At 59.8% G+C, this 22,012-nt stretch carries 30 protein-coding genes, 1 tRNA gene and 2 pseudogenes; 14 read left to right on the top strand and 19 right to left on the bottom strand.

The genetic code is table 11. The features are described 5' to 3' along the window. Positions 1-111: 111 nt before the first annotated feature. From R9B85_RS03055 to R9B85_RS03045, 3 genes are all read right to left on the bottom strand, one after another. The gene (locus R9B85_RS03055; RefSeq protein ID WP_423770815.1) at positions 112-498 is read right to left on the bottom strand and encodes a glycine zipper domain-containing protein; all 387 of its coding nucleotides are present in this window, start codon (positions 496-498) and stop codon (positions 112-114) included. Between the two features lie 74 nt (positions 499-572). Next, positions 573-764, bottom strand: a complete 192-nt coding sequence (locus R9B85_RS03050) for a hypothetical protein (protein WP_112252808.1) — start codon at positions 762-764, stop codon at positions 573-575. Between the two features lie 126 nt (positions 765-890). Then, positions 891-1,181, bottom strand: a complete 291-nt coding sequence (locus tag R9B85_RS03045) for an RcnB family protein (protein ID WP_112252807.1) — start codon at positions 1,179-1,181, stop codon at positions 891-893. A gap of 114 nt (positions 1,182-1,295) precedes the next feature. Between R9B85_RS03045 and R9B85_RS03040 the strand changes: the two genes are divergently transcribed. Continuing rightward, the gene (locus R9B85_RS03040; RefSeq protein ID WP_423770814.1) at positions 1,296-1,646 is read left to right on the top strand and encodes a hypothetical protein; all 351 of its coding nucleotides are present in this window, start codon (positions 1,296-1,298) and stop codon (positions 1,644-1,646) included. Positions 1,647-1,832: 186 nt separating this feature from the next. Continuing rightward, the gene (locus tag R9B85_RS03035; RefSeq protein WP_207878325.1) at positions 1,833-2,654 is read left to right on the top strand and encodes a class I SAM-dependent methyltransferase; all 822 of its coding nucleotides are present in this window, start codon (positions 1,833-1,835) and stop codon (positions 2,652-2,654) included. On the opposite strand, the gene R9B85_RS03030 is transcribed toward R9B85_RS03035, so the two are convergent. The 4 genes from R9B85_RS03030 to R9B85_RS03015 all read right to left on the bottom strand — a co-directional run bounded on the left by R9B85_RS03030 (position 2,655) and on the right by R9B85_RS03015 (position 5,904). Then, positions 2,655-3,422, bottom strand: a complete 768-nt coding sequence (locus R9B85_RS03030) for an SDR family oxidoreductase (RefSeq protein WP_112252804.1) — start codon at positions 3,420-3,422, stop codon at positions 2,655-2,657. A gap of 36 nt (positions 3,423-3,458) precedes the next feature. Next, entirely contained in the window at positions 3,459-4,526 is a 1,068-nt protein-coding gene (locus R9B85_RS03025; protein ID WP_423770813.1) for a phosphotransferase family protein, read from the bottom strand. 293 nt (positions 4,527-4,819) lie between these two features. Further along, complete coding sequence (locus R9B85_RS03020) at positions 4,820-5,137, bottom strand: SCP2 sterol-binding domain-containing protein (protein ID WP_207878297.1); 318 nt, start codon at positions 5,135-5,137, stop codon at positions 4,820-4,822. 56 nt (positions 5,138-5,193) lie between these two features. Continuing rightward, complete coding sequence (locus R9B85_RS03015) at positions 5,194-5,904, bottom strand: histidine phosphatase family protein (protein ID WP_112252802.1); 711 nt, start codon at positions 5,902-5,904, stop codon at positions 5,194-5,196. A gap of 197 nt (positions 5,905-6,101) precedes the next feature. On the opposite strand from R9B85_RS03015, the gene sohB reads away from it, so the two are divergent. The 3 genes from sohB (at position 6,102) to R9B85_RS03000 (ending at position 8,462) form a co-directional block, all read left to right on the top strand. Continuing rightward, complete coding sequence (sohB, locus tag R9B85_RS03010; RefSeq protein ID WP_112252801.1) at positions 6,102-7,121, top strand: protease SohB; 1,020 nt, start codon at positions 6,102-6,104, stop codon at positions 7,119-7,121. A 154-nt stretch (positions 7,122-7,275) separates the two neighbouring features. Continuing rightward, positions 7,276-7,349, top strand: a tRNA-Cys gene (locus tag R9B85_RS03005). 132 nt (positions 7,350-7,481) lie between these two features. Continuing rightward, entirely contained in the window at positions 7,482-8,462 is a 981-nt protein-coding gene (locus R9B85_RS03000) for a tyrosine-type recombinase/integrase (RefSeq protein ID WP_181457357.1), read from the top strand. On the opposite strand, the gene R9B85_RS02995 is transcribed toward R9B85_RS03000, so the two are convergent. From R9B85_RS02995 to R9B85_RS02985, 3 genes are read right to left on the bottom strand one after another with little or no spacing between them, the layout of a single operon-like run. Then, on the bottom strand, positions 8,459-8,704 hold the full coding sequence (locus R9B85_RS02995) for a helix-turn-helix transcriptional regulator (protein WP_060709531.1): 246 nt from the start codon (positions 8,702-8,704) through the stop codon (positions 8,459-8,461). The genes R9B85_RS03000 and R9B85_RS02995 overlap by 4 nt on opposite strands. Positions 8,705-8,732: 28 nt before the next feature. Further along, a complete protein-coding gene (locus R9B85_RS02990; RefSeq protein ID WP_061203120.1) occupies positions 8,733-8,975 on the bottom strand; it encodes a hypothetical protein in 243 nt (80 codons plus the stop codon). A 9-nt stretch (positions 8,976-8,984) separates the two neighbouring features. Then, positions 8,985-9,161: a hypothetical protein gene (locus tag R9B85_RS02985; RefSeq protein ID WP_165605144.1), complete on the bottom strand. Its 177-nt coding sequence runs from the start codon at positions 9,159-9,161 to the stop codon at positions 8,985-8,987. Between the two features lie 312 nt (positions 9,162-9,473). Between R9B85_RS02985 and R9B85_RS02980 the strand changes: the two genes are divergently transcribed. The 8 genes and pseudogenes from R9B85_RS02980 to R9B85_RS02945 all read left to right on the top strand — a co-directional run. After that, complete coding sequence (locus tag R9B85_RS02980; protein ID WP_353844707.1) at positions 9,474-9,608, top strand: hypothetical protein; 135 nt, start codon at positions 9,474-9,476, stop codon at positions 9,606-9,608. Then, a complete protein-coding gene (locus R9B85_RS02975; RefSeq protein WP_423770812.1) occupies positions 9,605-11,002 on the top strand; it encodes a DnaB-like helicase C-terminal domain-containing protein in 1,398 nt (465 codons plus the stop codon). The genes R9B85_RS02980 and R9B85_RS02975 overlap by 4 nt, the downstream gene beginning before the upstream one ends. Next, a complete protein-coding gene (locus tag R9B85_RS02970) occupies positions 11,002-11,637 on the top strand; it encodes a hypothetical protein (RefSeq protein ID WP_215520636.1) in 636 nt (211 codons plus the stop codon). The genes R9B85_RS02975 and R9B85_RS02970 overlap by 1 nt, the downstream gene beginning before the upstream one ends. Before the next feature lie 64 nt (positions 11,638-11,701). After that, positions 11,702-11,872 carry a DUF1382 family protein gene (locus R9B85_RS02965; RefSeq protein ID WP_181457355.1) on the top strand — a complete coding sequence of 57 codons (171 nt, stop codon included), beginning with the start codon at positions 11,702-11,704 and terminating at the stop codon, positions 11,870-11,872. Continuing rightward, positions 11,872-12,396 (top strand): hypothetical protein, encoded by a 525-nt coding sequence (locus R9B85_RS02960; RefSeq protein ID WP_207878288.1) that lies wholly within the window; start codon positions 11,872-11,874, stop codon positions 12,394-12,396. Before R9B85_RS02965 ends, R9B85_RS02960 begins: the two co-directional genes overlap by 1 nt. Continuing rightward, positions 12,389-12,550 (top strand): hypothetical protein, encoded by a 162-nt coding sequence (locus R9B85_RS02955; RefSeq protein WP_181457354.1) that lies wholly within the window; start codon positions 12,389-12,391, stop codon positions 12,548-12,550. Before R9B85_RS02960 ends, R9B85_RS02955 begins: the two co-directional genes overlap by 8 nt. Beyond that, on the top strand, positions 12,543-13,130 hold the full coding sequence (locus tag R9B85_RS02950; protein WP_112252794.1) for a DUF1367 family protein: 588 nt from the start codon (positions 12,543-12,545) through the stop codon (positions 13,128-13,130). The genes R9B85_RS02955 and R9B85_RS02950 overlap by 8 nt, the downstream gene beginning before the upstream one ends. Further along, positions 13,127-13,456: pseudogene (locus R9B85_RS02945) on the top strand (NUMOD4 domain-containing protein); the annotation flags it as partial. The gene R9B85_RS02950 and the pseudogene R9B85_RS02945, both read left to right, overlap by 4 nt. A 12-nt stretch (positions 13,457-13,468) precedes the next feature. On the opposite strand, the gene R9B85_RS02940 reads toward R9B85_RS02945, so the two are convergent. From R9B85_RS02940 to R9B85_RS02900, 9 genes and pseudogenes are all read right to left on the bottom strand, one after another. Next, positions 13,469-14,728: a terminase gene (locus R9B85_RS02940; RefSeq protein WP_353844708.1), complete on the bottom strand. Its 1,260-nt coding sequence runs from the start codon at positions 14,726-14,728 to the stop codon at positions 13,469-13,471. Further along, entirely contained in the window at positions 14,703-15,179 is a 477-nt protein-coding gene (locus R9B85_RS02935; RefSeq protein WP_207878286.1) for a DUF2280 domain-containing protein, read from the bottom strand. The genes R9B85_RS02940 and R9B85_RS02935 overlap by 26 nt, the downstream gene beginning before the upstream one ends. Positions 15,180-15,210: 31 nt before the next feature. Beyond that, complete coding sequence (locus R9B85_RS02930) at positions 15,211-15,834, bottom strand: putative metallopeptidase (protein ID WP_207878284.1); 624 nt, start codon at positions 15,832-15,834, stop codon at positions 15,211-15,213. A 176-nt stretch (positions 15,835-16,010) separates the two neighbouring features. Beyond that, entirely contained in the window at positions 16,011-16,244 is a 234-nt protein-coding gene (locus tag R9B85_RS02925; RefSeq protein ID WP_026031959.1) for a hypothetical protein, read from the bottom strand. A 487-nt stretch (positions 16,245-16,731) separates the two neighbouring features. After that, the gene (locus R9B85_RS02920; protein ID WP_112252792.1) at positions 16,732-16,923 is read right to left on the bottom strand and encodes a hypothetical protein; all 192 of its coding nucleotides are present in this window, start codon (positions 16,921-16,923) and stop codon (positions 16,732-16,734) included. 992 nt (positions 16,924-17,915) lie between these two features. Then, on the bottom strand, positions 17,916-18,101 hold the full coding sequence (locus R9B85_RS02915; RefSeq protein WP_243432328.1) for a hypothetical protein: 186 nt from the start codon (positions 18,099-18,101) through the stop codon (positions 17,916-17,918). A 69-nt stretch (positions 18,102-18,170) separates the two neighbouring features. Beyond that, positions 18,171-18,638: pseudogene (locus tag R9B85_RS02910) on the bottom strand (transposase); the annotation flags it as partial. A 227-nt stretch (positions 18,639-18,865) separates the two neighbouring features. After that, entirely contained in the window at positions 18,866-19,570 is a 705-nt protein-coding gene (locus tag R9B85_RS02905; protein ID WP_112252791.1) for an SDR family oxidoreductase, read from the bottom strand. A 98-nt stretch (positions 19,571-19,668) separates the two neighbouring features. Further along, positions 19,669-20,562: a LysR substrate-binding domain-containing protein gene (locus tag R9B85_RS02900; RefSeq protein ID WP_423770811.1), complete on the bottom strand. Its 894-nt coding sequence runs from the start codon at positions 20,560-20,562 to the stop codon at positions 19,669-19,671. Between the two features lie 219 nt (positions 20,563-20,781). Between R9B85_RS02900 and R9B85_RS02895 the strand changes: the two genes are divergently transcribed. Beyond that, entirely contained in the window at positions 20,782-21,996 is a 1,215-nt protein-coding gene (locus R9B85_RS02895) for an aldose 1-epimerase family protein (protein WP_423770810.1), read from the top strand. Positions 21,997-22,012: the final 16 nt, after the last annotated feature.

Genomic DNA, 22,012 nt, shown 5'->3' with positions numbered 1-22,012 from the left:
CTTCACACGGGGGCACGATAGACAGTAGCAGCCAGTGTGCCGGATTGTGCTGAAGGAGGTGTTGATGTGCTGCAAGAAAAGGGGCTGCACAGCAGCCCCGGATTCACCCGATCAGTGACGGTGGCGGTGACGGTGCTTGCCATTGTTGTCGCCCAGGTGGTTGCCGATGGCACCACCGGCTGCGCCACCCATGCCGGCACCCACGGTGGAGCCGGTCTTGCCGCCTACCGCGCCGCCCAGCAGCGAACCGCCGGCCGAACCCAGGCCACCGCCGATGGCGGCTTCGGTACGGTTGCCCTTGCGTGCACCTACCGCACTGCCGGCTGCGCCGCCGAGGCCGGCGCCGATGGCCGCCCCCGTCTTGCCGCCGATCTGTTGACCGACAACGTTACCCAGAACACCACCCAGGCCACCGCCAATGGCGGCGGTACCGTCACCGGCGAAAGCGCCCTGGCACAGCAGCAGGCCGAGGGCAAGGGAAGGCAGAGTCAGACGCATGATACGAACCTCAAAGGAATCATCAGGTTAAGGTGCCGCGCAACGGGCGGCTGGCCAGGGTTGAAAAAGACGCTTCAGCGGTAGTAGCGGTCACCACGATAGCGACGATTGTCATCATCATCGTCGTCGCGGTCATGCCGATGGTGGTGGCGATGGTCACGGTCACGGTCACGCCAGCCATCGTCGTCGTCATGGTAGCGATGGCTATGGCACCCTGCGGTCAGCAGGACAACGGCAATCAGCGAAAGGCTTGCAAGACGGGTCATCACGATATAGGTCCTTGATCCGCAAAGGTTTACGGCACACCCTCTGAGACTGGAAAGGATCCATTTGGTTTCGCTGGCAGGCAAAAATTTGTCGTGCCAGCGATGAGCGGCGGGGAGAGTTTGGAATCAGTGGCTTGGCTGAATCGCCAGCACCACACCGTTGGTGATCTGCACCAGCACGTAACGCCCCCCCATGTTTACCCAGTGGCTTTCCTTTTCCGGCGCGGGCAGGCCTTTGGCTTTCCAGTCCTTGATTGCCTGGTCATCGCGTTTGTATTGGTCCGGTGCCTTGTCGCCGACCTTGAGTTCGCGGTTGTGGGTTTCTGGCGCGGTGATGCTTTCTTCACTGGAGGAAGCTGCGGTGGCAGCGAGGGGCAGGCAGGTAAGGGCGGCGAACAGCAGGTAGTGCAATTTCATGACGATCTCCTTGTGACGGAATGCCTTATCTGCGACCGCCACCTGCGCGCGACAATTCACTCGCGATGCTTGCCAGTGCTAGAGTCGCCTTCTTTTTTACCCTGAGGATGGAACATGCGTGCGATTCTGCCGATGGCCGCGGCGCTGATGCTGGTCGGTTGTGCTTCTGCGACCATGGAAACGGCCCGCGGCGGCAAGCCGACCGCGCAGCTCGACTCGCACAAGGCGCCGGACCTGGTGGCCCAGTGCATCCAGTTCAGCTGGCAGGAAGAGAAGGTGTTCGGCGACGACGCCAGTGGTTATCTGGAACCGCGCAAGCAGGGCGGGTTCACGGTGTATACCCGTGAGGCCGAGGCGTTCGTGGATGTGTACCCGCAGGCGGGTGGGGCGCGGGTGGATTACTACGCGCAGAAGAACGACAGCGTGGCCCTGCAGCGCCGGGCGGCGGCGGCGACCTGCCTGTAACGTCAAAACACATTCCCCTGTGGGAGCGGGTTCACCCGCGAATGCGTCGATACATTCAACACCGCATTCGCGGGTAAACCCGCTCCCACAGTGACCGCACCAGCTTTACAATTTTTAGCACTTCGGTTCTGTCGCTGGAAGATTGGTGGAGGCTAGCATGAGCCCCCCCGAATCAAGGACGACACCATGGACCGCTCGCTGCAACTCAACCGCGCCAGCTGGGATGAACGTGCCCCGCTGCACGCTGCTTCGAACGACTACGAAGTCGAACGGCTCGTCCAGGATCCCGGACACCTCTCCGAAACAGTACGCTTCGATCTGCCATTGCTCGGCAACATCGACGGGCTCAATGTCGTCCACCTGCAGTGCCATATCGGCACCGATACCCTCTCGCTGGCGCGCCTTGGCGCCAAGGCCTGTGGTCTGGACTATTCCGCGGCGTCGCTGGCCGAGGCGCGTGCGTTGGCCCAGCGCTGTGCCACATCCATCGCGTATGTCGAGTCCGATGTCTACGTCGCCGACAAGGTACTGCCAGCCGGCACGTTCGACCTGGTCTACACCGGCATCGGCGCGCTCTGCTGGCTGCCTCGCATCGAACCGTGGGCACGCACTGTCGCGGCACTGCTGAAACCGGGTGGGCGATTGTTCATGCGCGACGGGCACCCGATGCTGATGGCAGTCAACGAAGACCACCAGGACCGCCTCCAACTCGAATACCCGTATTTCGAGCACGAAGAGCCGACGGTGTGGCACAACGACCAGACCTACGTCGAAACCGAGCAGCGCCTTTCGCACATCGAAACCCACGAGTGGAACCACGGCCTGGGCGAGGTGATCAGCGCCGTGCTGGCCCACGGCTTGCAGCTGACCGCCCTGGTCGAGCACCAGAGCATCCCTTGGGAGGCGCTGCCGGGCCAGATGGTCAAGGGCGACGACGGTGAATATCGCCTGCGCGAGCAGCCCGCACGCCTGCCCCTGAGCTATACCCTGGTTGCAGTAAAAGCCTGATCAGGACAGGTAACCACCGTCGACATTGAGTGCGGTACCGGTGGTGTAGCTGGAAGCATCGCTGGCCAGGTACAACACGGCGCCGGCCATTTCCTTGGGGTCGGCCACGCGCTTGAGCGGGATCTGCTGCAGCGCGGCATTGAGGATGGCGTCGTTCTTCACCAGTGCCGAGGCGAACTTGGTGTCGGTCAGGCCCGGCAGCAAGGCGTTGCAGCGGATCCCGAACGGCGCGCACTCCTTGGCGAAGACCTTGGTCATGTTGATGACAGCCGCCTTGGTCACCGAATAGATGCCCTGGAACAGGCCCGGTGAAACCCCGTTGATCGACGCCACGTTGATGATGCTGCCACCACCTTGCTCGCGCATCAGCTTGCCGGCCTCTACCGACATGAAGAAGTACCCGCGGATGTTCACGTCCACGGTCTTCTGGAAAGCCCCTGGGTCGGTATCCAGCACGTTGCAGAACTGCGGGTTGGTAGCGGCATTGTTGACCAGGATGTCCAGCCGCCCGAACTGTTCGCGGATGCCTGCGAACACCTGCTGGATCTGCTCCAGTTCACCGATGTGGCAGGCCACCGCCGTTGCCTTGCCACCGGCGGCGATGATGGCCTCGGCCACCTGCTGGCAACCGTCGAGCTTGCGGCTGGACACGATCACATGGGCACCCTGCTGGGCCAGCAGGTGGGCGATGGCCTCGCCGATGCCACGGCTGGCGCCGGAAACGAAGGCAATCTTGCCGTCGAGGTCGAACAGGTGGGTCTTGGACATGCTGTTTTCCTTGTTATCCGTCGTCGAGGTCGGGGCTCAGAGGCTGGACTTGGCGATGACCTGCAAGGTCATCTGCTCCAGCAAGCGGTTCATGTGGATGAACTGGGCGAAGCGCTTGTCCTGGGTCTGGCCGTGGTAATAGCGGTAGTAGATCTGCTGGACGATGCCGGCCAGGCGGAACAGGCCATAGCAATAGTAGTAATCAAAGTTGTCCAGGCGGATGCCGGCGCGCTCGGCGTAATAATCGACGAACTGGCGGCGGGTGAGCATGCCCGGCGCGTTGCTCGGTTGGCGACGCATCAGCTGCACCGGCGCCGGATCGTCGGCTTCGATCCAGTAGGCCAGGCTGTTGCCCAGGTCCATCAGCGGGTCGCCGAGGGTGGCCATTTCCCAGTCCAGCACACCGATGATGCGCATAGGGTTGTCGGCATCGAGGATCACGTTGTCGAAACGGTAGTCGTTGTGCACGATGGCGGGCCGTGGGTGGTCGGCGGGCATTTTCTCGTGCAGCCACGCGGTCACTTGTTCCCAGCGCGGGGCATCGGGGGTCAGGGCCTTTTCATAGCGGCTGGTCCAGCCCTCGATCTGGCGCTGCACATAGCCTTCCGGTTTGCCCAGGTCGGCAAGGCCGCAGGCCTCGTAGTCCACTTGGTGCAGTTCCACCAGGCGGTCGATGAAGCTCTTGCACAGGGCCTCGGTGCGGTTGGCGTCGAGGTCCAGCTCAGCCGGAATATCCGAGCGCAGGATGATGCCCTTGACCCGCTCCATCACGTAGAACTCGCCCCCGATCAGGCTGCTGTCGGTGCAGTGCACATAGGCCTTGGGGCAGTAGGGGAAGCCGCTGTTCAATTGGTTGAGGATGCGAAACTCGCGGCCCATGTCGTGGGCCGACTTGGCCTTCTGCCCGAACGGTGGGCGGCGCAGCACCAAGTCGCGGCCGGGGTAGCTGACCAGGTAGGTGAGGTTGGAGGCGCCGCCAGGGAACTGGCTGATGCTCGGCAGGCCATCCAGGCCGGGGATGTTGGCCTTGAGGTAAGGGGCGATGACAGCCGCGTCGAGTTCTTCGCCGGGGCGTACCTGGGTGGACTGGTCGGTGAGTGTCATGCGTTTTCCTTATTCTCGATCGCAAGGACTATTGGCTAATCTAATGGCGTGCAAGGATTGGGACAAGCGTGCCAGGTGCCATATAGGTGAGGGTGTTGCTGCCCGATCAACTGCCTTGATGAAGCGACTGGCCCTATCGCCGGCAAGCCAGCTCCCACAGGTGCGGCGGCGTTCTGCCGGCAGGTGCTGACCTTGTCGGAGCTGGCTTGCCGGCGATAGGGCCTGAACAGGCGGGCAAAAAAAAACCGAAGCCGGTCAGGCTTCGGTTTTTCCATCAGCACTATCGCCTGTCCTCAGGACGGGAACAGCTCGCTGAGCTTCATCGACAGCATCATGTCGCCTTCAACGCGCAGCTTGCCGCCCATGAATGCTTGCATGCCGTCGGTTTCGCCGCTGACGATACCCTTGAGGGTTTCGCTGTCCATCACCAGGGTGCAGTTGGCATCCGGGTTTTCGCCTTCCTGCAGGTTGCAGGTGCCGTCCTTGACGATCAGCGCGTAATGCTTGTCTTCGTCGGTGATGTTGAAGCCGAACACCAGGTCCAGGCCGGCGGCAGCGGATGGGTTGAACTTCTCTTGCATCTTTTTGACGGCATCAGCTACGGAGGTCATGGCGCATTCCTTATAGAGTGATTTACACGTCCCCGCAGGGACACAACAAGCCGGGCTCATCGATAGGTGACAAGCTCCGGCGCCTTCAACAGCTGCACATGGGCCTGGCTGTTGAAGGAAGCCAGTGCCACGTCGCGGCCGCGGAACTTCAGCTGGCTGAGCGACGTGTTGATGATCTGCCAGTTCAGCGCGAACGCCTGCCCGGGGGTAATACGGGTAACCAGGTGGAGCAGGGCGGCAATGGTGCCGCCCGAGGTGAAGATGGCGATGTTGTCACCGCTCCCGGCTGCATCGAGAACACGCTGCAGGCCGCCTTGCACGCGGGCGGTGAACGCCTGCCAGGTCTCCAGGCCATCATCGGCATGTTCGCCATCGTGCCAGCGCTGCACCATCAGTGCGAACAGGCGCTGGAACTCGCTGCGATGCTGCGCGCCATTGCGCAGGATGTGCAGGGCGTCGGGCTCCTGCGGCAGCAGCCCGGGCAACAGCGCACGGATCACGCCATCGGCATCGAACTCATTGAAGGCTGCATCGGTCTCAACAGCCGGCACCGGGCAGCCATTGGCCTGCAATGCTTCCAGCGCCAGGCGCGCGGTATCCTGCTGGCGGCGTAGGTCGCCTGCCACGCAGCGGTCCAGCCGTACCCCGAGCTGGGCCAGGTGGTCACCCAGGGCCTGGCTCTGGCGCACACCCACGGGCGAGAGGACATCGTAGTCAGCGGCGCCGAAGGAGGCTTGGCCATGTCGGATCAGGTAGAGGTTGCCCACGAAAGGTTCCGGCCTGTTGGAGGTTGCTGCGAGGTTAGGATGCGGCACACGGGCTGTCAACGAAAAAACATACAAGCGTTTGAAAAGGTTGTTTGAAAGATGTTGCCAGCGTTTACCGCGGCTGGCAGCACCTCAGGCGCAACGGTATGCTTGCTACAGTTACGCGCCGTAGTGGCGCAAGTCTTTAAGGAGTCAACGTGGAGTTTCTTGCTGAATACGCAAGCTTTCTCGCCAAAACCGCCACCCTGGTCATCGCCATCCTGATAGTGCTGTCGGCCATCGCCGGGCTGCGCGGCAAGGGCCGGCGCAAATCGGGTGGGCAATTGCAGGTCACCCGCCTGAACGAGTTCTACAAGGACCTGCGCGAGCGCCTGGAATCCGGCCTGCTCGACAAGGCCCAGCTCAAGGCCTTGCGTAAGCAGCAGGCCAAGGCGGACAAGCGGCAGAAGAAGGGCAAGGCCGAGGAAAAGGGCCGGGTCTTCGTGCTGGACTTCGATGGCGACATCAAAGCCTCTGCCACCGAAAGCCTGCGCAACGAAATCACCGCGCTGCTGACCCTCGCCACCCCGCGTGACGAGGTGGTGCTGCGCCTTGAAAGCGGTGGCGGCCTGGTGCACAGCTACGGCCTGGCCGCATCGCAGCTGGCGCGCATTCGCCAGGCCGGCATCCCGTTGACTGTGTGCATCGACAAGGTGGCCGCCAGCGGCGGCTACATGATGGCCTGTATCGGCGAGAAGATCGTCAGTGCACCGTTCGCTGTACTGGGCTCTATCGGCGTAGTGGCGCAGCTGCCCAACGTCAACCGCCTGCTGAAGAAGCACGACATCGATTTCGAAGTGCTGACCGCCGGGGAATACAAGCGCACCCTGACCGTGTTCGGCGAAAACACCGAAAAAGGCCGGGAGAAGTTCCAGGAAGACCTGGACATCACTCACCAACTGTTCAAGGACTTCGTTGCCCGCTATCGCCCGCAGCTGCACATCGACGAAGTGGCCACCGGCGAAGTCTGGCTGGGCGTCGCGGCACTCAACCGCAAGTTGGTGGACGAGCTGCAGACCAGCGACGAGTACCTCAGCGAACGCGCGCGCAACGCCAACCTGTTCCACCTGCACTACGCCGAACGCAAGAGCCTGCAGGAGCGAATCGGCATGGCTGCCAGTGGCACCGTGGAGAACACAGTGGTGGGCTTGTGGAGTAAACTCGGCCGCCTGCGCTAACACCTTGAACCCGTTGAAATTTTTTTTCGTTCAGGGGGTTGCAAGGTTAAAGGAATGAAGACATAATGGCGCCCATCGAAACGCAGCAAACTTTGAAAAAGGTTCAGCGTTTCAAGGAGATAGCGAAGCGCAAGCTGCTAGATCCGACCTTTGAGGCCGAGTAGCAAAGTGGTTATGCTCCGGATTGCAAATCCGTCTACGCCGGTTCGATTCCGACCTCGGCCTCCATATTCGAAAGCCCCGCAGCCCTTGAGGTTGCGGGGTTTTTTTGTGCCTGCGGATTTTTGATTCCCACGCTTTTGGGACAATCCTGGGACACCGGAAGAAATTGCATGTCCCCGGTGTCCCCGGCAAAATCCGGTGCATGGCCACTATCGAGCAGCGCCCCAACGGGCATGGCGGACCAAGATCCGCCGAAAAGGATATCCCACTCTATCCGCGACCTTCGACACCAAGGCAGAGGCCCAGCGCTGGGCGGCCGAGATCGAGGGCGACATGTCGCGCGCGCGGTTCGTCGACATGCGAGAGGCGGAGAACACCACGCTGAAGGAAGCGCTCGACCGATACTCGCGGGAGGTGACTTCGATGAAGAAGGGAGCCAAGCAAGAGCAGACCCGCATCAACAGGTGGAAGCTGAACAAGCTGGCGAATAAAGGCCTGGCCGCGATCCGGTCAAGCGATATGGCTGCATACAGGGATGATGAGCTCAAGGAAGGGAAGTCCACCGCAACGGTCAAGCTCGACCTGGCGGTGATCAGCCACCTTTATACGGTGGCCATCAAGGACTGGGGTATTGAGGGGCTGAGCAACCCGGTGGCGAAGCTGAGGATGCCGAAGGGCGCGAAGTCTCGCGATCGGCGGCCCAGTGCCCAAGAGCTGAAGGATGTGATCAAAGCGGCAGGCGATATTCACGCTGAGATGCCGGCGATCATCGGTATCGCGGTTGAAACGGCAATGCGTCGTAGTGAGCTGCTGACGCTTCGCCGGGAGAACGTGAAGCCGAAGCACGCGATTTTGGAAGACACCAAGAACGGTAGCCGGCGCCTCGTTCCGCTATCGGTTCGTGCCCGGCAGCTGCTCGAGTCGCTTCCAGCCCGCATGGATGGCAAGGTGTTCTCGTTGGCGCCGCATTCGGTGAGTCAGTACTTCACCCGCGCGTGCAGAGCAGCCAATGTTGGCGACTTGCATTTTCACGACCTGCGGCATGAGGGCACGTCCAGGTTGTTCGAAAAGGGGCTGTCCATGATGGAAGTGAGCGCAATCACGGGGCACAAGTCCTTGAGCATGCTCAAGCGATACACGCATCTGTGCCCCGACACCCTGGCCGACAAGCTGGGCTAGCGCACGCTGGCCAACGTGGGTGGTGGTTGACGCTTTCGCCCGGGCCGAGCCGGCGCGTGCAGGCCGCTTTCGTACTCCTGCAGGAACTGACGGACAGTACTGACCCTCCAGCAAACCCTGGCGCCTTGCTTGAAAAATGGTGGCAGCCAGGCGGCGCCGGCCTGGCGCGCGCTGCGGATGGCCGATTCTGACCTGCCGAGGATCTTGGCCAGCTCCGGGATGTGGATGATTTCTGGTTCCATATAGGGCTCCTGCCGTACCCGGCGGTGATCAGTAGGATTCGACGATCTTCTTCCGCTGCTCGTGCAGCGCGTTTTCTTTTGCAAGCTGCACCTCTCGGTCAGCCAGCCACTTCCTGGCTTTGTCCTGCGCAGCCTTGGGGCTGGTGAACAGCTTCGGCTTCGGGTGCTTCACGCCTTTGCTGTCCGTGCAGAACAGACCTTTTCGCACGATGGTGACCTCCCTGACGGCGAAGTCCTCGCCCAGGGTGTAGGCCTTGAATGGGGTGATCATGTCTCGTCCTCAGGCCAAGAATTGGAATCCTGCCTTCGCCTCGCGAGCAGATTTCCGGGTTCCAAACATCAGTTTTGTTGTGCCGGCGCGGCCTTCCGATTCGTACTCGACATCAACCCACCAGTAGCCGAACTTGCGGTACGGCTCGCCGAGGATCTTCGTGACGTAGCAGTCGATCAGGTTCATGGATGGTCTCCACGCCGCCGGTCGCGGCAGGTTGGTGGTCAGGCTGCGGCTTTGCTGATCAAGCGTGGCGCGAAGTTCGTCCGCAGCTACTGCGGCGGCATCTATGGTGCTGTGGTAACCGCCGTAGTGAACCTTGCGGTTTCGAAATATCTGAACGACCCACTTGTTCTTGCGGCCATCCCAGTACACGCCTGTAACACCGCTCGCTGGCGGCTTCCTGGTAACAACTCGATGCGCTCGGTTGTCTTTCGGTGTAAGCAGCCGCAGGTTTTTCCACCGGTTGTCATCGCGTATGCGATTGATGTGGTCGACGTGCATGCTTTCGTCTGGATGCTCTGCCTGGCCAACAAGCACTGGGTTGGCCAGAACGACCGTGGCTGGACCGCCGATATTGAGTTCCTGACCCGCCAGGACAAGGTGCTCAAGGTTCTGGAGGCTCAGCAATGATCGAGACTCGCCCACTGGTCTCCGAGGAGGCCGAACACGGCGTCGTCGGCGCCCTGATGCACCAGCCTGACCTGATCGAATCTATCGGCGCCAAGGTATCCGTCCAGCACTTCTACGACCCTGATGCCGCCGACCTATTCAGCATGATCCTGGGCGCTCGGTCGGCAGGCCGACCAGTTGACCCGGTAGCCCTGTCGGACATCCGCCCAACGCTCAGCAGCGGTGAGCTCACCATCGTTCGAGCTTCTGAGCTCATGCGCTCTGTTCCGTCCGTGGCCAACGTCCATGAGTACGCCAGGATCGTTTCTGAGCGCTACAAGGCGCGCCAGATCAGCGAGATCGGGCAGTCGATCATCGATATGGCGACTCATGCGCGCCCCATCGCCGGAATCATCGCGGATGTCCAGCAAACCGTCATGACGCTAAATAGCGAAGATGACGAGTCGGACGTTATCAGCCTGGCCGAGGCCTTGGGCCCCGTCATCGATGAAATGGACGACCGCTTCAACGGACAGGGCATCAATGGCCACTCCACCGGGCTGGCTGATCTTGATGAGCTGCTGCAGGGCCTGCGCGGCTCTCACGTAATTATCATCGCCGGGCGGCCAGGGACTGGCAAAACAACCCTGGGCCTGGGGATTGCCGAGCATCTGACAATCCGCAACGGCAAGTCCGCGCTGGTGTTCTCGCTCGAGATGTCCGGCAAGGAGCTGTCGAAGCGAAGCCTGGCGTCTGCCTCGGCTGTAACGCTGGGCAACATCGACACTGGCAAGGCCATGGGTGACGGTGAGCAGATCCAGAAGATCACTGCCGCTGTCGGGCGTATGCGTGACGCCGACCTGCGTATCTGCCAGAAGGGCGGCCTTCCGCTGAGCCGCATCCGCAACATCGCGCGTTTCCAGCACAAGGCCAAGCCTTTGGACCTAATCGTCATCGACTACATCGGGCTGATCGCGCCAGAGGCAGGTAGCCGCCAGCAGAATCGCAACCTCGAGCTCGGAGCGATCAGCCGCGGGATCAAGGGCATGGCCAAGGAGCTGAACGTGCCAGTTATCGTTCTGGCCCAGCTCAACCGAAGCATCGAGACCCGCACAACCAAAAAGCCGCAGATGTCGGACCTGCGCGACTCCGGCGAGATCGAGCAGGACGCCGACATCATCCTGATCGCGCACCGGGATGCAGATTCCGATCTTGGACAAAGCGGCGTTACTGAAATCGACGTAGTGAAGCACCGCCACGCGTCGACCGGGCACTGCCTATTGCAGCACCAGGGTGAATTCGCCCGCTTCACCAACTACGCCGGATCGCGTGAACAGCAGCAGGCTTCCGCACAGCCGGCACGGCGGTCATCTCGTTCGATGCTCAACGATTTCAAGCCAGGGGGTAGCTTCTGATGGGTCAAACAATCTTCGCGCGTGGCGGCTACCTCATGCGCTCCCACTCCGAAACGCGCTGGGCCGACATGATGGACGCGCTGAATATCGACTGGCTGTACGAGCCGCGCCTGGTGAAAACCCGGCATGGCGCTTATCTGCCTGACTTTTACCTGCCTCGGGCCGGCCTGTTCGTTGAGGTGAAAGGCCCTCACCCAACGGAAATCGAGCGCGAAAAGGCCATGGACGCTAGCGCCGCGACCGGATGCCCGGTGGTTATCGCCTATGGCGATATGCAGTTCATGTTCCCAGGCGTCGGCGGTGCACGGCTGCTTGTCCTGTATGCCGGGCGCACCGTCGAGTTCAGCACTCACGAGCTGCATGGCCTGATCGAGCATGGGCTCGGGAAAGACGCATACCACGGCTACCTGCGTGTCGGCATGAAGCAGCCACACCCCGGCGCATTGCATATCTACGAAATCGCCCAGAGCTCAGCGGTGGCCGCTATGGACCGCAGCGTGCGAGAGCGTTACCTGGCCGGGGTGAGCCGGGAGGCCAATGCAGAGAAGACCGCCATGCACAGCCAAATGAGCCGCTGTGAATGGGCACTAACCAAGTTCGTCGAGAAGCTCAATGCTCGCAAGGAGGCAGCATGAACCGTGCACACCTGCTGGCCAAGTTGAACATCAAGCGCGCCGGGCAGCCGGCCGGGGAGGGTGTATGAGCCCGATGAAGAAGATCCGCGCCGCTCTGATTCTCGCGCAGACGTTCGCGAAGCACGGCGTGCTGTTCGTGCCGGTGATCTGCGAGACCGAGGAAGAGCACGCGCAGTTGCTCGCCCGGGTCATGAAGAAGCTCGACGAGATGGAAGCTGCCGAGGAGAAGCACTGATGGACACCAACAAGATGCGCAGTGAGCTCCGCGTTTCGGCCGAGCGCGCAATTGCTAACAACCATCCTGGCGGCAACGGCAATCCTTTCCCTGCTCTCGCCGTTCGTGCAGTCGACGTTTTGGCCCTGCTCGCGGAAATCGAGCGGTTGTCGACCAGTCGCAGCAAAAAAGAGCGAGAGCTTGAACAAGAGCTTGAAACCTGGCGCCACGGACCATTCTGCTGGACCTGCGGCGACACCGGCGACGTGCACGACATCACCGGGGAGTGGCGAGGCGAATGCGATTGCCTATCCGCCCAGCTCATCAACGCCAATCGAGAGCGCGACCAGCTCAAGGCCGAGAATGAGGCGCTGCGCACGGCACTGAGCGAGTGCATCGCTTCGCTGGCTGGCGAGATGAACCAGAAGTATGCAGGGCAGAAACCGGAAGACATGCATCCGGTAACGCTCCGCGATTACCACCGAGACATCGCGGAGCTAGCCGGATACCGGGCGGCCATGGCCAAGGAGGCATCCCATGGATAAATTCGGTCTCCTCTTCGCGCTGATCGTTGGCATCTCCATCGGCTGGGTCTGGGCACATCACACAGTCGCTGCCGAGTGTGAGCGCCTGGGCAAGTTCTACGTCGGCAAGCGCACTTTCGAGTGCGTGAAGATCGAGGAGAAGGCCAATGGCTGAGCTCGCACTGATCCGTACCTCGCATGGCCTGGTGCCGGCAACCGACGCTGACCGCGAAACCATCCAGCATTGGAAGGCTGGCCAGGTCATCCACGGCAAGTTCACCAAGATGCGCAACGCCAAATTCCACCGCAAGTTCTTCTCCATGCTGGATCTGGCATGGGAGTACTGGGAGCCTGCGGGAGGCCTTGTGCCTCGGCAGGAGCTGCGAGGCATCTGGGGCTTGGCCAAGTACTTCGAAGACCTGAACCAGCGCCCTGGGCAGCTCACAAACGCCGTGGAGTGCTACATCGCCAAGCTCGAGGCTGACCGCGCCGATCGTTTCCCAGTGGTGGACAAGAGCCGTGAGGCCTTCCGCGAGTGGGTGACCATTGAGGCTGGCCACTTTCACCTGGTGCAGACGCCAGATGGAGTGCGCAAGGAAGCCAAGTCGATCAGCTGGGCGAACATGGACGACACCGCATTCGAGCCGCTGTACCGCGACGTGTTCAACGCCTGCTGGCGGCTGGTGCTGTCGGCTCACTTCGAAACCGAGGCTGCTGCGCTGGATGCTGCCGACATGATGGGGAGCTACGCATGAAGGTCGTTAGCAAGAAGGTGCGCGATAGCGCCCGCGGCCAGGACTGCACTGTCAATGATCAGGAAGAAAGATGGCGTCCGGTTCGGGGCTTTGTAGGCCTCTACGAGGTGAGTAACCTGGGCCGCGTCCGCTCGATCAGCAGATACGTGAAGTTCGGTCGTGGCGAAAAGTTGATTGAAGGCCGGATCCTGGCTCAAAGCATGAGCGCAGGATATCCAGCGGTTTGCCTCTGCGATGGTCCCGATCAATCCAAAAGGAACATCCACCGGCTGGTCGCAGAGGCTTTCGTTCCTGGTGAGGGGGAGGTTGTCAGGCACCTTGACGGGGATCAAATGAACTCAAGGGCTGAGAACTTGGCCTGGGGCTCTCACAAAGACAATGAGGCTGACAAGGTTCGGCACGGCACAAAGCTTGAGGGGGTATTTCACCCGAACGCCAAGGTAACGCCGGATCAGGTTCGCCAGATCCGCCGGCTTCACGCGCAAAAGAACTCCCAACTGGATATCGCCAGAGTGACAGGGGTTAACCGCGGCACCGTTGGAAAGATCGTTCGCGGAGAAGCCGGCCTTCTTGAGCAGGGACAGGTCCGATTCGCTAGCGTTCTTGCTACTGGTGTTCTGGCCACTAGCGTCTGGGTACACGGAGACGCTGTGGCCAGAGAAGCGAACCTTGATCTTCTCGATCATCTCGGGCGTGTCCCGCACCGGGTGGAACTCATCCAGCGCCAGCGGCAGGCCTTCCCGGACCACGTACACGACCGCAGCCATCTTCATGACGTTGAAGTCCATGCCGATGTGCACGGCCTCACCCGGCCTGATGCGCTCACTGGTGCGACACTCGGCCCGGTCGAAGGTGTAGTACACGACTCCGGCGTAGTTCTCGAAGCCGGCCTCGTATTCCTGACGGAACGTGCGCGGGTCCATCTTGCGGCGGGCAGCGTCCAGTTCATCGGCCGGGACGTTGCCGCCCTGCAGCGAGGTGTACTGCCAGCTCTTGTGATCCGGCTCACCGCCCGGCTGCCCGTCGCGGTAGGTGTCATAGCAGTGGTTGAAGCCCTTCGGGGTCCCGATCCGCAGCGCATGCCCGCCCTTTCTCGACTCCCCGGTCTGGGGGATCTTGTACTGGCAGGTCGAGAGCATTGGCCTGAGCACTTCTTCCCAGGCTGCCCACGGGCAGTCCGCCCATTCGTCCACCAGGACGAAAAACAGGCCGGAGCCCCGCAGGTTGTCGTAATTGTCCAAGCCGACCACACGCATGATGTGGCCGGACTTGAGGGTAATCGAGCACTCGGTCTCGTTCGGCCGGGCTGCGCGCCAGGCCTCTGGGATGGCCTGCTTCAGCCGGCGCCAGAAGACCCGCTTGGCCTGCTTGAACGTCGGCGCGCCATACCATATCTCGTCCTCGACGCTCACGCCCCACTCCGCAGCCAGCCGGGCCGCGCGGCGCATCTCTGCCTTGCCGAGGAAGGTCTTGCCGAATCGACGCCCGCACACCGCATCACGGAAACGCGCCTCGGGCTGAAAGCCCCAAACGTAGATGTTCGCCTGCTTCGGCGTCAACTTCACCGGCGGGTCATAGGTACGGGGTAGTCGGGACACCTTCGTCTGGCTCCAGCTTGTACTCAGCAACGGCGTGCTGCTGGTCCGCCTGGGAGCCCAGGGGCTTGTCGGGTTCGATCTTGCGGTTGCTGTACATGTCGCCGCATTCCTTGGCCGCCTGCTCGTACAGTTGCGCCGTCAGAGCCAGGTTCCGCATTCCTTCGGCTTTGTCAGCCATCCTATTGAGGCCGCGCAAACGGTAGGCCTTGTTGGCGATGGGAATTTCAGTGATGTCTTCGCGGAAGCGCTTGCGAGTGTCTTCGAAGAGCTGCTTCCACTTGGCGGCTAACCCCTTCCCAGAGACCTTCGTGGGGTCGTGCGACTCGATCTGCTGCCGGGTGATGGTCAAACCGAATTCCTTTTGTACCGACTCGGCCACCTGGGAAGGCGTATCGAAGCAGGCCAAGGCCTGAATTACGAAGACCTTCACCTCACTTGATAGGGCTGCCATAGGCGTTCATCCGTCCAAACCTGTCCAAAAATCAGGCCGACTTCAGTAGACAGGTTCCGCAGGCCCTCGCAATGTTGATCTTGGCCACCTCGGGCGGCCGGCTTGCAGCGTCGATCAGCTGCTGGACTTCTTCGCTGGCACCGTAGCGCCGTACCACTCCGACGAACTCTTCGACGTCATGGCCGCGCAGGTACAGCTTGGGTAGCCCGTCCTGTGTGAACTTGGGTGCGCCGTACTCATCAGTTACCTGGGCGATGTGGTACAGCTCGTGTTCGACCAGGGCGCAGAACTCAGCATCGGTGCACTGGGAGCAGTAGTCGGCGGCCAGGGTGATGAGGTAGTCCGGCTCCTCGCCGAACCATTCTCGCATCTGCTGCTCTTGCCGGGCCTCCTGCCATCCGCCAGCGCGGAACATCAGCTGCTCGGCCTGGCCAAGGACGACCCGCCCCTGTTTGGCGAACCCAGTCGATGCCCAGAGCACGCCGATGTTGGCGTCGATCAGGTGGGCGTGCTCTGGGTTATGGATGCTGCCGGTGTCGGCAAGAATCTCGGCCTTAAGCCAATCCCATATTTCAGGGGCAGGAGCCAAGCGGATACCGAAGTCGGATAGCTCGGACAGTTCAAGCAGTGACGATGGAGGATACGGCCTATCCATAGGTCACCTTGTGTTTGAAATGATGTTGCGGTGCCGGGACGGCAGGAGTCTATTCAGTGCAGGAGGGAGTACTAGCCGAAAGGCGATTGGCTCAACGCAAGCTATGCATGGTGATTGCTCCATCTGGCTGCCATGCGGCATTCCATTTCAAGCGCTCGCACGAGAGGCCGACCCGATTAGCTCTTATCATCATGCACAGTGACCCTCACTCCAGTAGCAACGATCTCGTACTCCGTTTCGGAGATCTTGTTCACGGCACCACCCATTTGCATTTCGAAATGCTTCAAGCCTTCATGTCGAACCATGCCGCTCGAAGAGCGCTCGACCGTCTCGTCTTGGTAGATGTAGATGACGTACTCGACATTATCCGTGCCAAGCCCAACTATTCTTCCAACATATTTATCTGCCATGTCCGGACTCCTTGCGTGAAGCATCAAGGTAGCCGGTGCCAACAGATCAATCCACTGCATTGAAGCGTTAATCATGAATATGATGCTGGTCTGAGCGTGAGCACGCTCATGCAGCATTGGGCGACCCGATCCGGTAGGCTCGTTCCATCGCCTCCCAGTCGGGTTGCTTCGTTGTCATGGGATACCTACTTAAACCAGCCGGTCGCCTCTACACCACAGCCATAGCAGTGCACTGCGCCACTGGCTTGGCCTGGCTTGCGCATGATGAAAAACGTTTCTGAGCCGCAGTTGCAGTGGAATGCCTCGTCACCTGGCTGCGGACCAAATGGATACTTGAAGGCGCCGCGATGGGTACCGCACTCCGGACACTCCATCTGCGTGACACCTACCGGGGCAGTCGCTACCCATTCATGCTGACAGTTCGCGCAGATGCACTCGCCGGAGGCGTGCGGCTCCTCTCGCTCCCGCCGTTTCCGCTCAACCACGTTCATTTGGCCACCATCTTGTGTGATTCGGCGTGGGCGTGGCCGTGCAACAGGCCGACCAGCAGTCCCTGCGGCAGCCCGGCATCCTTGGCTGCATCAATGGCTTTGACCAGAGCGGCATCGAACTCTGCCACCGCATGGTCGATATCCGTGCTTACCGGAAGCTCATGGCGAATTCGTGTGACGTTGCTCATGGCCAACCGTTGATCTGATGGGAAGACAATTCACCAGAACAAAAAACCGCCCGAAGGCGGCTAGCAAGTGATTTATTAGCGCTTTCCCAATTTATTGGGTGCTTCAATCAGCTCAAATGTTCTACTTCACGACTTTCGCGGATCATTTTTGACATCTTTCTCAGCAACCTTGTCGTGCCGACTATAGAGCTCTGCCTTTGAAGCCCGCTCGGTGTTGGCACCCTTACTTCCTTCCGCCCTTGGGCCTTGGGGAGATGTATTTTCGCCAGAGCTTCTTTCACCCTGGTGCGATGTTTTATCTGTCATATAAACCTCTGATGAGCCCGGTTTTCCGAGCTCAAATAAATGAATTACTCAGCGAGTGATCCATCATGTGTACGCATCTGCCTCCGGTCACTCTCCGGACCTTTATCAAGGCCTGGCTTGTCATCATCTGGGGTGTAGACTAGAGGGTAGCCAGCTTCGAGGAGCTTATGTGGTGAAAGAGCCGTACGTGGTTGGGTGCCTCTACCAACGGCGCCCAGGATAAGTCCAACCAGTCTGCTGACTACTGAACTTTTCCATATTTGAAGCTTTTTGACGTTCAGGGGAATCAGGTTCTTGTTTAGGTGTAGCGTCGGGATCGATATAGTCGTCCCTATCCTCTGGGCTAGATTTGTCCAACCCCTCACGCTTTTCTGTACCTTCTTCAACTTCCAATTCAAGTCCCGGGGATCCATTTGGTTTGGTAATGTCACTAGACATAAGTACCTCTCAATAACTCAGAAAATCTGAGCTAAAGCGAGTATGCGCCCTAAGCCTGACATAGGGTAAAATAACAGACCATCGGGACAATTAATAAGACCGGCGCAGTTCTGTGCCTCTTGAGGCCCTCTTCGGGCAATAAAAAACCCGGCTCAGTGGCCGGGTTCTGGTGTGCCACTCCTCAACACGCGCAGGAATGACAGGATGGGAGTAATTTCGCTCAGTCGCTCACTGATGTCAATAGGCGATTACGCCGCATGACTCATAAGCAAGCCCTCAACCTCTAGGATCATCCTCACCTTTTCCAGTGCCTCTTCCACCATTCCGTTCAGCTTTTCGTTGATGTCCGCCCGCCACCGGCGCCTGGTCGACTCGGGCGCTGCATCGAGGTCCCAGGTGTTCATGTCGTAGAAGCTGTCGGGAAGGATGATCACATCCTCTTCCACTGCTTCTATGCGCTTCTTCTCTGATGCTCCCGCAGCGACGGCTGAGCTGATTCAAGTCAGGTGACGTCGCGAGGAAGCGACTGCCTGAAACTTACTGCCGTCGACCGCAACCAGGTCACCGGCAATCAAACCGGCAGCTCGACAGAACTGCACAAAAGCCCGGCATGTCGTGACGAAAGCAGCTTTGTTGTTTTTGCGGAAGTCAGCGATGGTCTTGAAGTCGGGTTTAAGCCGGTTGATCAGCCACATCACTTCGATGTTGCGCTGGCACTCGGCTTCCAGGCGCCGCGATGAACGGATGCGCTGAAAATAGCCATAGAGGTAGAGCTTCAACTGATCGGCGGGGTCATAGGCTGGGCGCCCAGTGGCCTTCGGCTGGGCTTTTTCGAAGCCGAGCAGGCCCAGATCCAGCTTGGCTACATACAGGTCGATGACCCGTACGAGGTGATCTTCAGGGATCAATTCCTCCAGCGAGACCGGGAACAGGCTGGTCTGGCTGCGAGACTCTCCTTGTATGTAGGCCATAACGAAAAATGCTCCGTATCTTTCGATACGGAGCATTCTCTTAAAGGGCCGGGCAGATTGCTAGGTTTTCACACAGTCTGCTCGGGTGCCTTTTCTTTTGGCAGAACTGTTGAGCGCTCACCGTCCTGGAAGCGAGCTATCCTTGCTCGTCCAAGGTGGACAGCTGCATGAGCCGATAAGGGTTGCGCACGTGGCCGACCGGGATCGCCAGCTGCGTCCACGGGCGATCAAATGCTGCGTGTAACGCCGCCATCGACCCTGATGTTCTGCCCGGTGATGTAGGCCGCGCCTTCGCTAGCAAGGAACGCAATGGTCGCAGCGATCTCTTCGCTGGTGCCGTAGCGCTTGAGCGGCACGCTATCGCGGCGTTGTTCGGTGGCCGGCAAGCTGTCGATCCAGCCAGGAAGGACATTGTTGATGCGCACGTTATCGCCGGCGAAATTGTCGGCGAATATCTTGGTGAACGCGGCAAGGCCCGAGCGGAATACGGCAGAAGTCGGGAACAGCTCGCTGGGTTCGAACGCCCATGCAGTGGAGATGTTGATGATCACTCCGCTTTTCTGACGCTGCATGTAAGGCGTCACCAGGCGAGTCGGGCGAATGACATTGAGCAGGTAAGTATCCATACCCTTGTGCCAATCCTCGTCGCTGATTTCCAGGATTGGCGCGCGCGGACCATGGCCGGCGCTATTGACCAGCACATCGATACGGCCCCACTTCTCCACGACAGCGTCGACCAGGCGTTGCAGGTCTTCAACCGACTGGTTGCTACCGGTTACACCAATACCGCCGAGTTCGGCAGCCAACGCCTCGCCCTTGCCCGAGGAGGAGAGGATACCCACCTTGAAGCCTTCGGCGGCCAGGCGTCGTGCTGCCGCAGCGCCCATGCCGCTGCCGCCTGCCGCGATGATCGCAACTTTTTCTACTGACATGCTGCCTCCAATCTCTCAATGCTGGTTTTTCAGGTGCATTCACCTTAGCAGCAGTACCATTGGTGAGGGAGACAGCTAAACTTCACTGTTACGATAGATTAACTATCGGCAGCTTGCTGCTTGAGCCAGTGTTGTACGACGCTCAATGAGTCCGGCTGTTTCATCTTGCGTGGCCAGACCAGATAAAACGACTTGTCGACCCTGAGTTGCTGGGTAAAAACCTGCATCAGCCGGCCTGCGGTAATGTCATCTCCGACGAACGCAGGGTTGGCCAAGGCAATGCCCTGGCCGCTGATTGCCGCCTCAATGGCCAATGAGGTCTGATTGAAGCGCAAGTTTCTGGCGGTGGGTTGCAGGTGATGCGGGAACAGCTCTGCAAGGAACTGAGGCCAGAAATTATGGGCATCGTGCAACATGACGAAGTCCTGCAACTGAGCAAAACTGGCAGGTATTTCGCTGCCTTCGAACAGCCTAGGGCTGGCCACCGCAACGATTCGCTGCTCCATCAGCAGCTCGCTATTCAAACCTGCTCCGAATTCGGGTTTGCCGTAGCGGACAGCGATATCCACGCCATCGGTGCTGAAGTGCGACAGTCGATCGGTTGCCAGCACACGCAAATCGATGTCTGGATGACGCTGCGCAAAATTGCCGAGCCTGGGAATCAGCCATTTCGAGGCGAAGGTAGGTGTAACGCTGACTGTCAGGTGAGAAGTCTGTGGCCTGAGCAGGCGTGTTGCCTCGTCGATCATCGCCAGTGCACTGCGGATGCTTGCGCTGTAACCCCGGCCCGCATCAGTCAACGCCAAGCCCCGGGGTAGGCGTTCAAACAAACGCAGATCCAGGCTCGCCTCCAGCCCGCGTATGTGCTGGGCAACTGCCGCCTGGGTCACGCCCAGTTCCTCGGCAGCAACACGGAAGTTCAAGCGGCGAGCCACCACTTCAAAAACACGCAACGCGTTCAGCGAGGGCAAATCAGGAAAACCGTCTGGCATGGCAATGAAAATTCTATCGAGTGGGGCAATTTTTTCTGTCTCTCTGATGCCTTCACAAGGTTGATTACCTGATCGGGTTCGAAAGATTCACTGTGCCGAGGCTACTCCCTGAAAATGGCTAGCGAAACCCGTACCGATCGAAAGCATCGCTTGGCTAGCTTGCTGAAACGTTTCTTCGTGTCTATAAAAGGGGCACAACTCCAAGAAAGGCAACCTGTCATGCCCCTCCTCAAATTCTTCGTTGCTCTCGGCGCCCTGTCTGCGGCCTCCCACACCATGGCCTGGGATTACGTTCTGCTCGACACCGACAAAGCCGCCCAGAACTGGCAGATCACCAGCCAGCAACTTGGCGTAAAAACCGACAAGCCCTTCAGCGTTACCTTGCGCACTTTGCACGGAGGCCGGCAAGAGGGTGTCAGCATCGTCGACATCGATAACGGTACGATGAAAATTTCGGTAGTGCCGACCCGCGGAATGAACGTCTTGCAGGCGTCGGTCGGTAATGTGCGCATGGGCTGGGATTCGCCGGTCAAGGAGGTAGTCAACCCGTCCTTCATCGAACTCAATGGGCGCAATGGTCTTGGCTGGCTGGAGGGTTTCAACGAACTGGTCGCCCGCTGCGGTTACGAATGGGTTGGCCACCCCGGCGTCGACAATGGCGAGCTGCTGACCTTGCACGGTCGGGCCGCCAACATACCTGCGAATAAGGTCACCCTGCACATCGATGAGAAGCCACCATACGCCATCAGTTTGCGTGGCGAACTGAAAGAGCAGGCGTTCAAGAAGGTCGACTTCTCCGTCGTTACCGAATTGGTCACCGAGCCGGGCAGCGTGATGTTCGCCCTCAACGACACCCTGACCAACAACGGTGATTATCCGAAGGAATACCAGGCGCTGTATCACAGTAATTTCAGCACTCCGTTTCTGGAGCAGGGCGCACGGTTCGCCGCACCCGTGAAACAGGTGTCACCGTTCAACGACAAGGCCAGGGCCGATTTGCCTGATTGGCAAACCTACCGAGCACCCACCAGGGACTATGACGAAACGGTTTATAACGTGGTGCCGTATGCCGACGCCCAGGGCAATACGTTGGCCGTATTGCATGACAAGGCTGGCAATCTGGGCGTTTCGGTCGGCTTCAATACTCGGACACTGCCTGTATTTTCCCTGTGGAAAAATACCGATACCCAAGGCCAGGGTTATGTGACGGGGCTGGAGCCAGGGACGAGCTTCTCCTACAACCGCCGTTACCAGCGGCCACTGAATCTGGTGCCGACGATCGGGCCGAAGGAAAACAGGCAGTTCCATATCAGCTACAGCTTGTTGGCGGACAAAATGGCAGTGGACAAGGCTTTGAAGCAGGTTGGCGAGATACAAGGTGGGCACGAAACCGAGGTGCGGCAGACGCCATTGGTTGATCTGACCAAGGGGTAGCGCCGGCCGGAGCATG

This window comes from Pseudomonas sp. NLJ1, assembly GCF_049486705.1.
GTDB lineage: Bacteria > Pseudomonadota > Gammaproteobacteria > Pseudomonadales > Pseudomonadaceae > Aquipseudomonas > Aquipseudomonas inefficax.
This window is presented reverse-complemented; position numbering and strand designations above follow the sequence as displayed.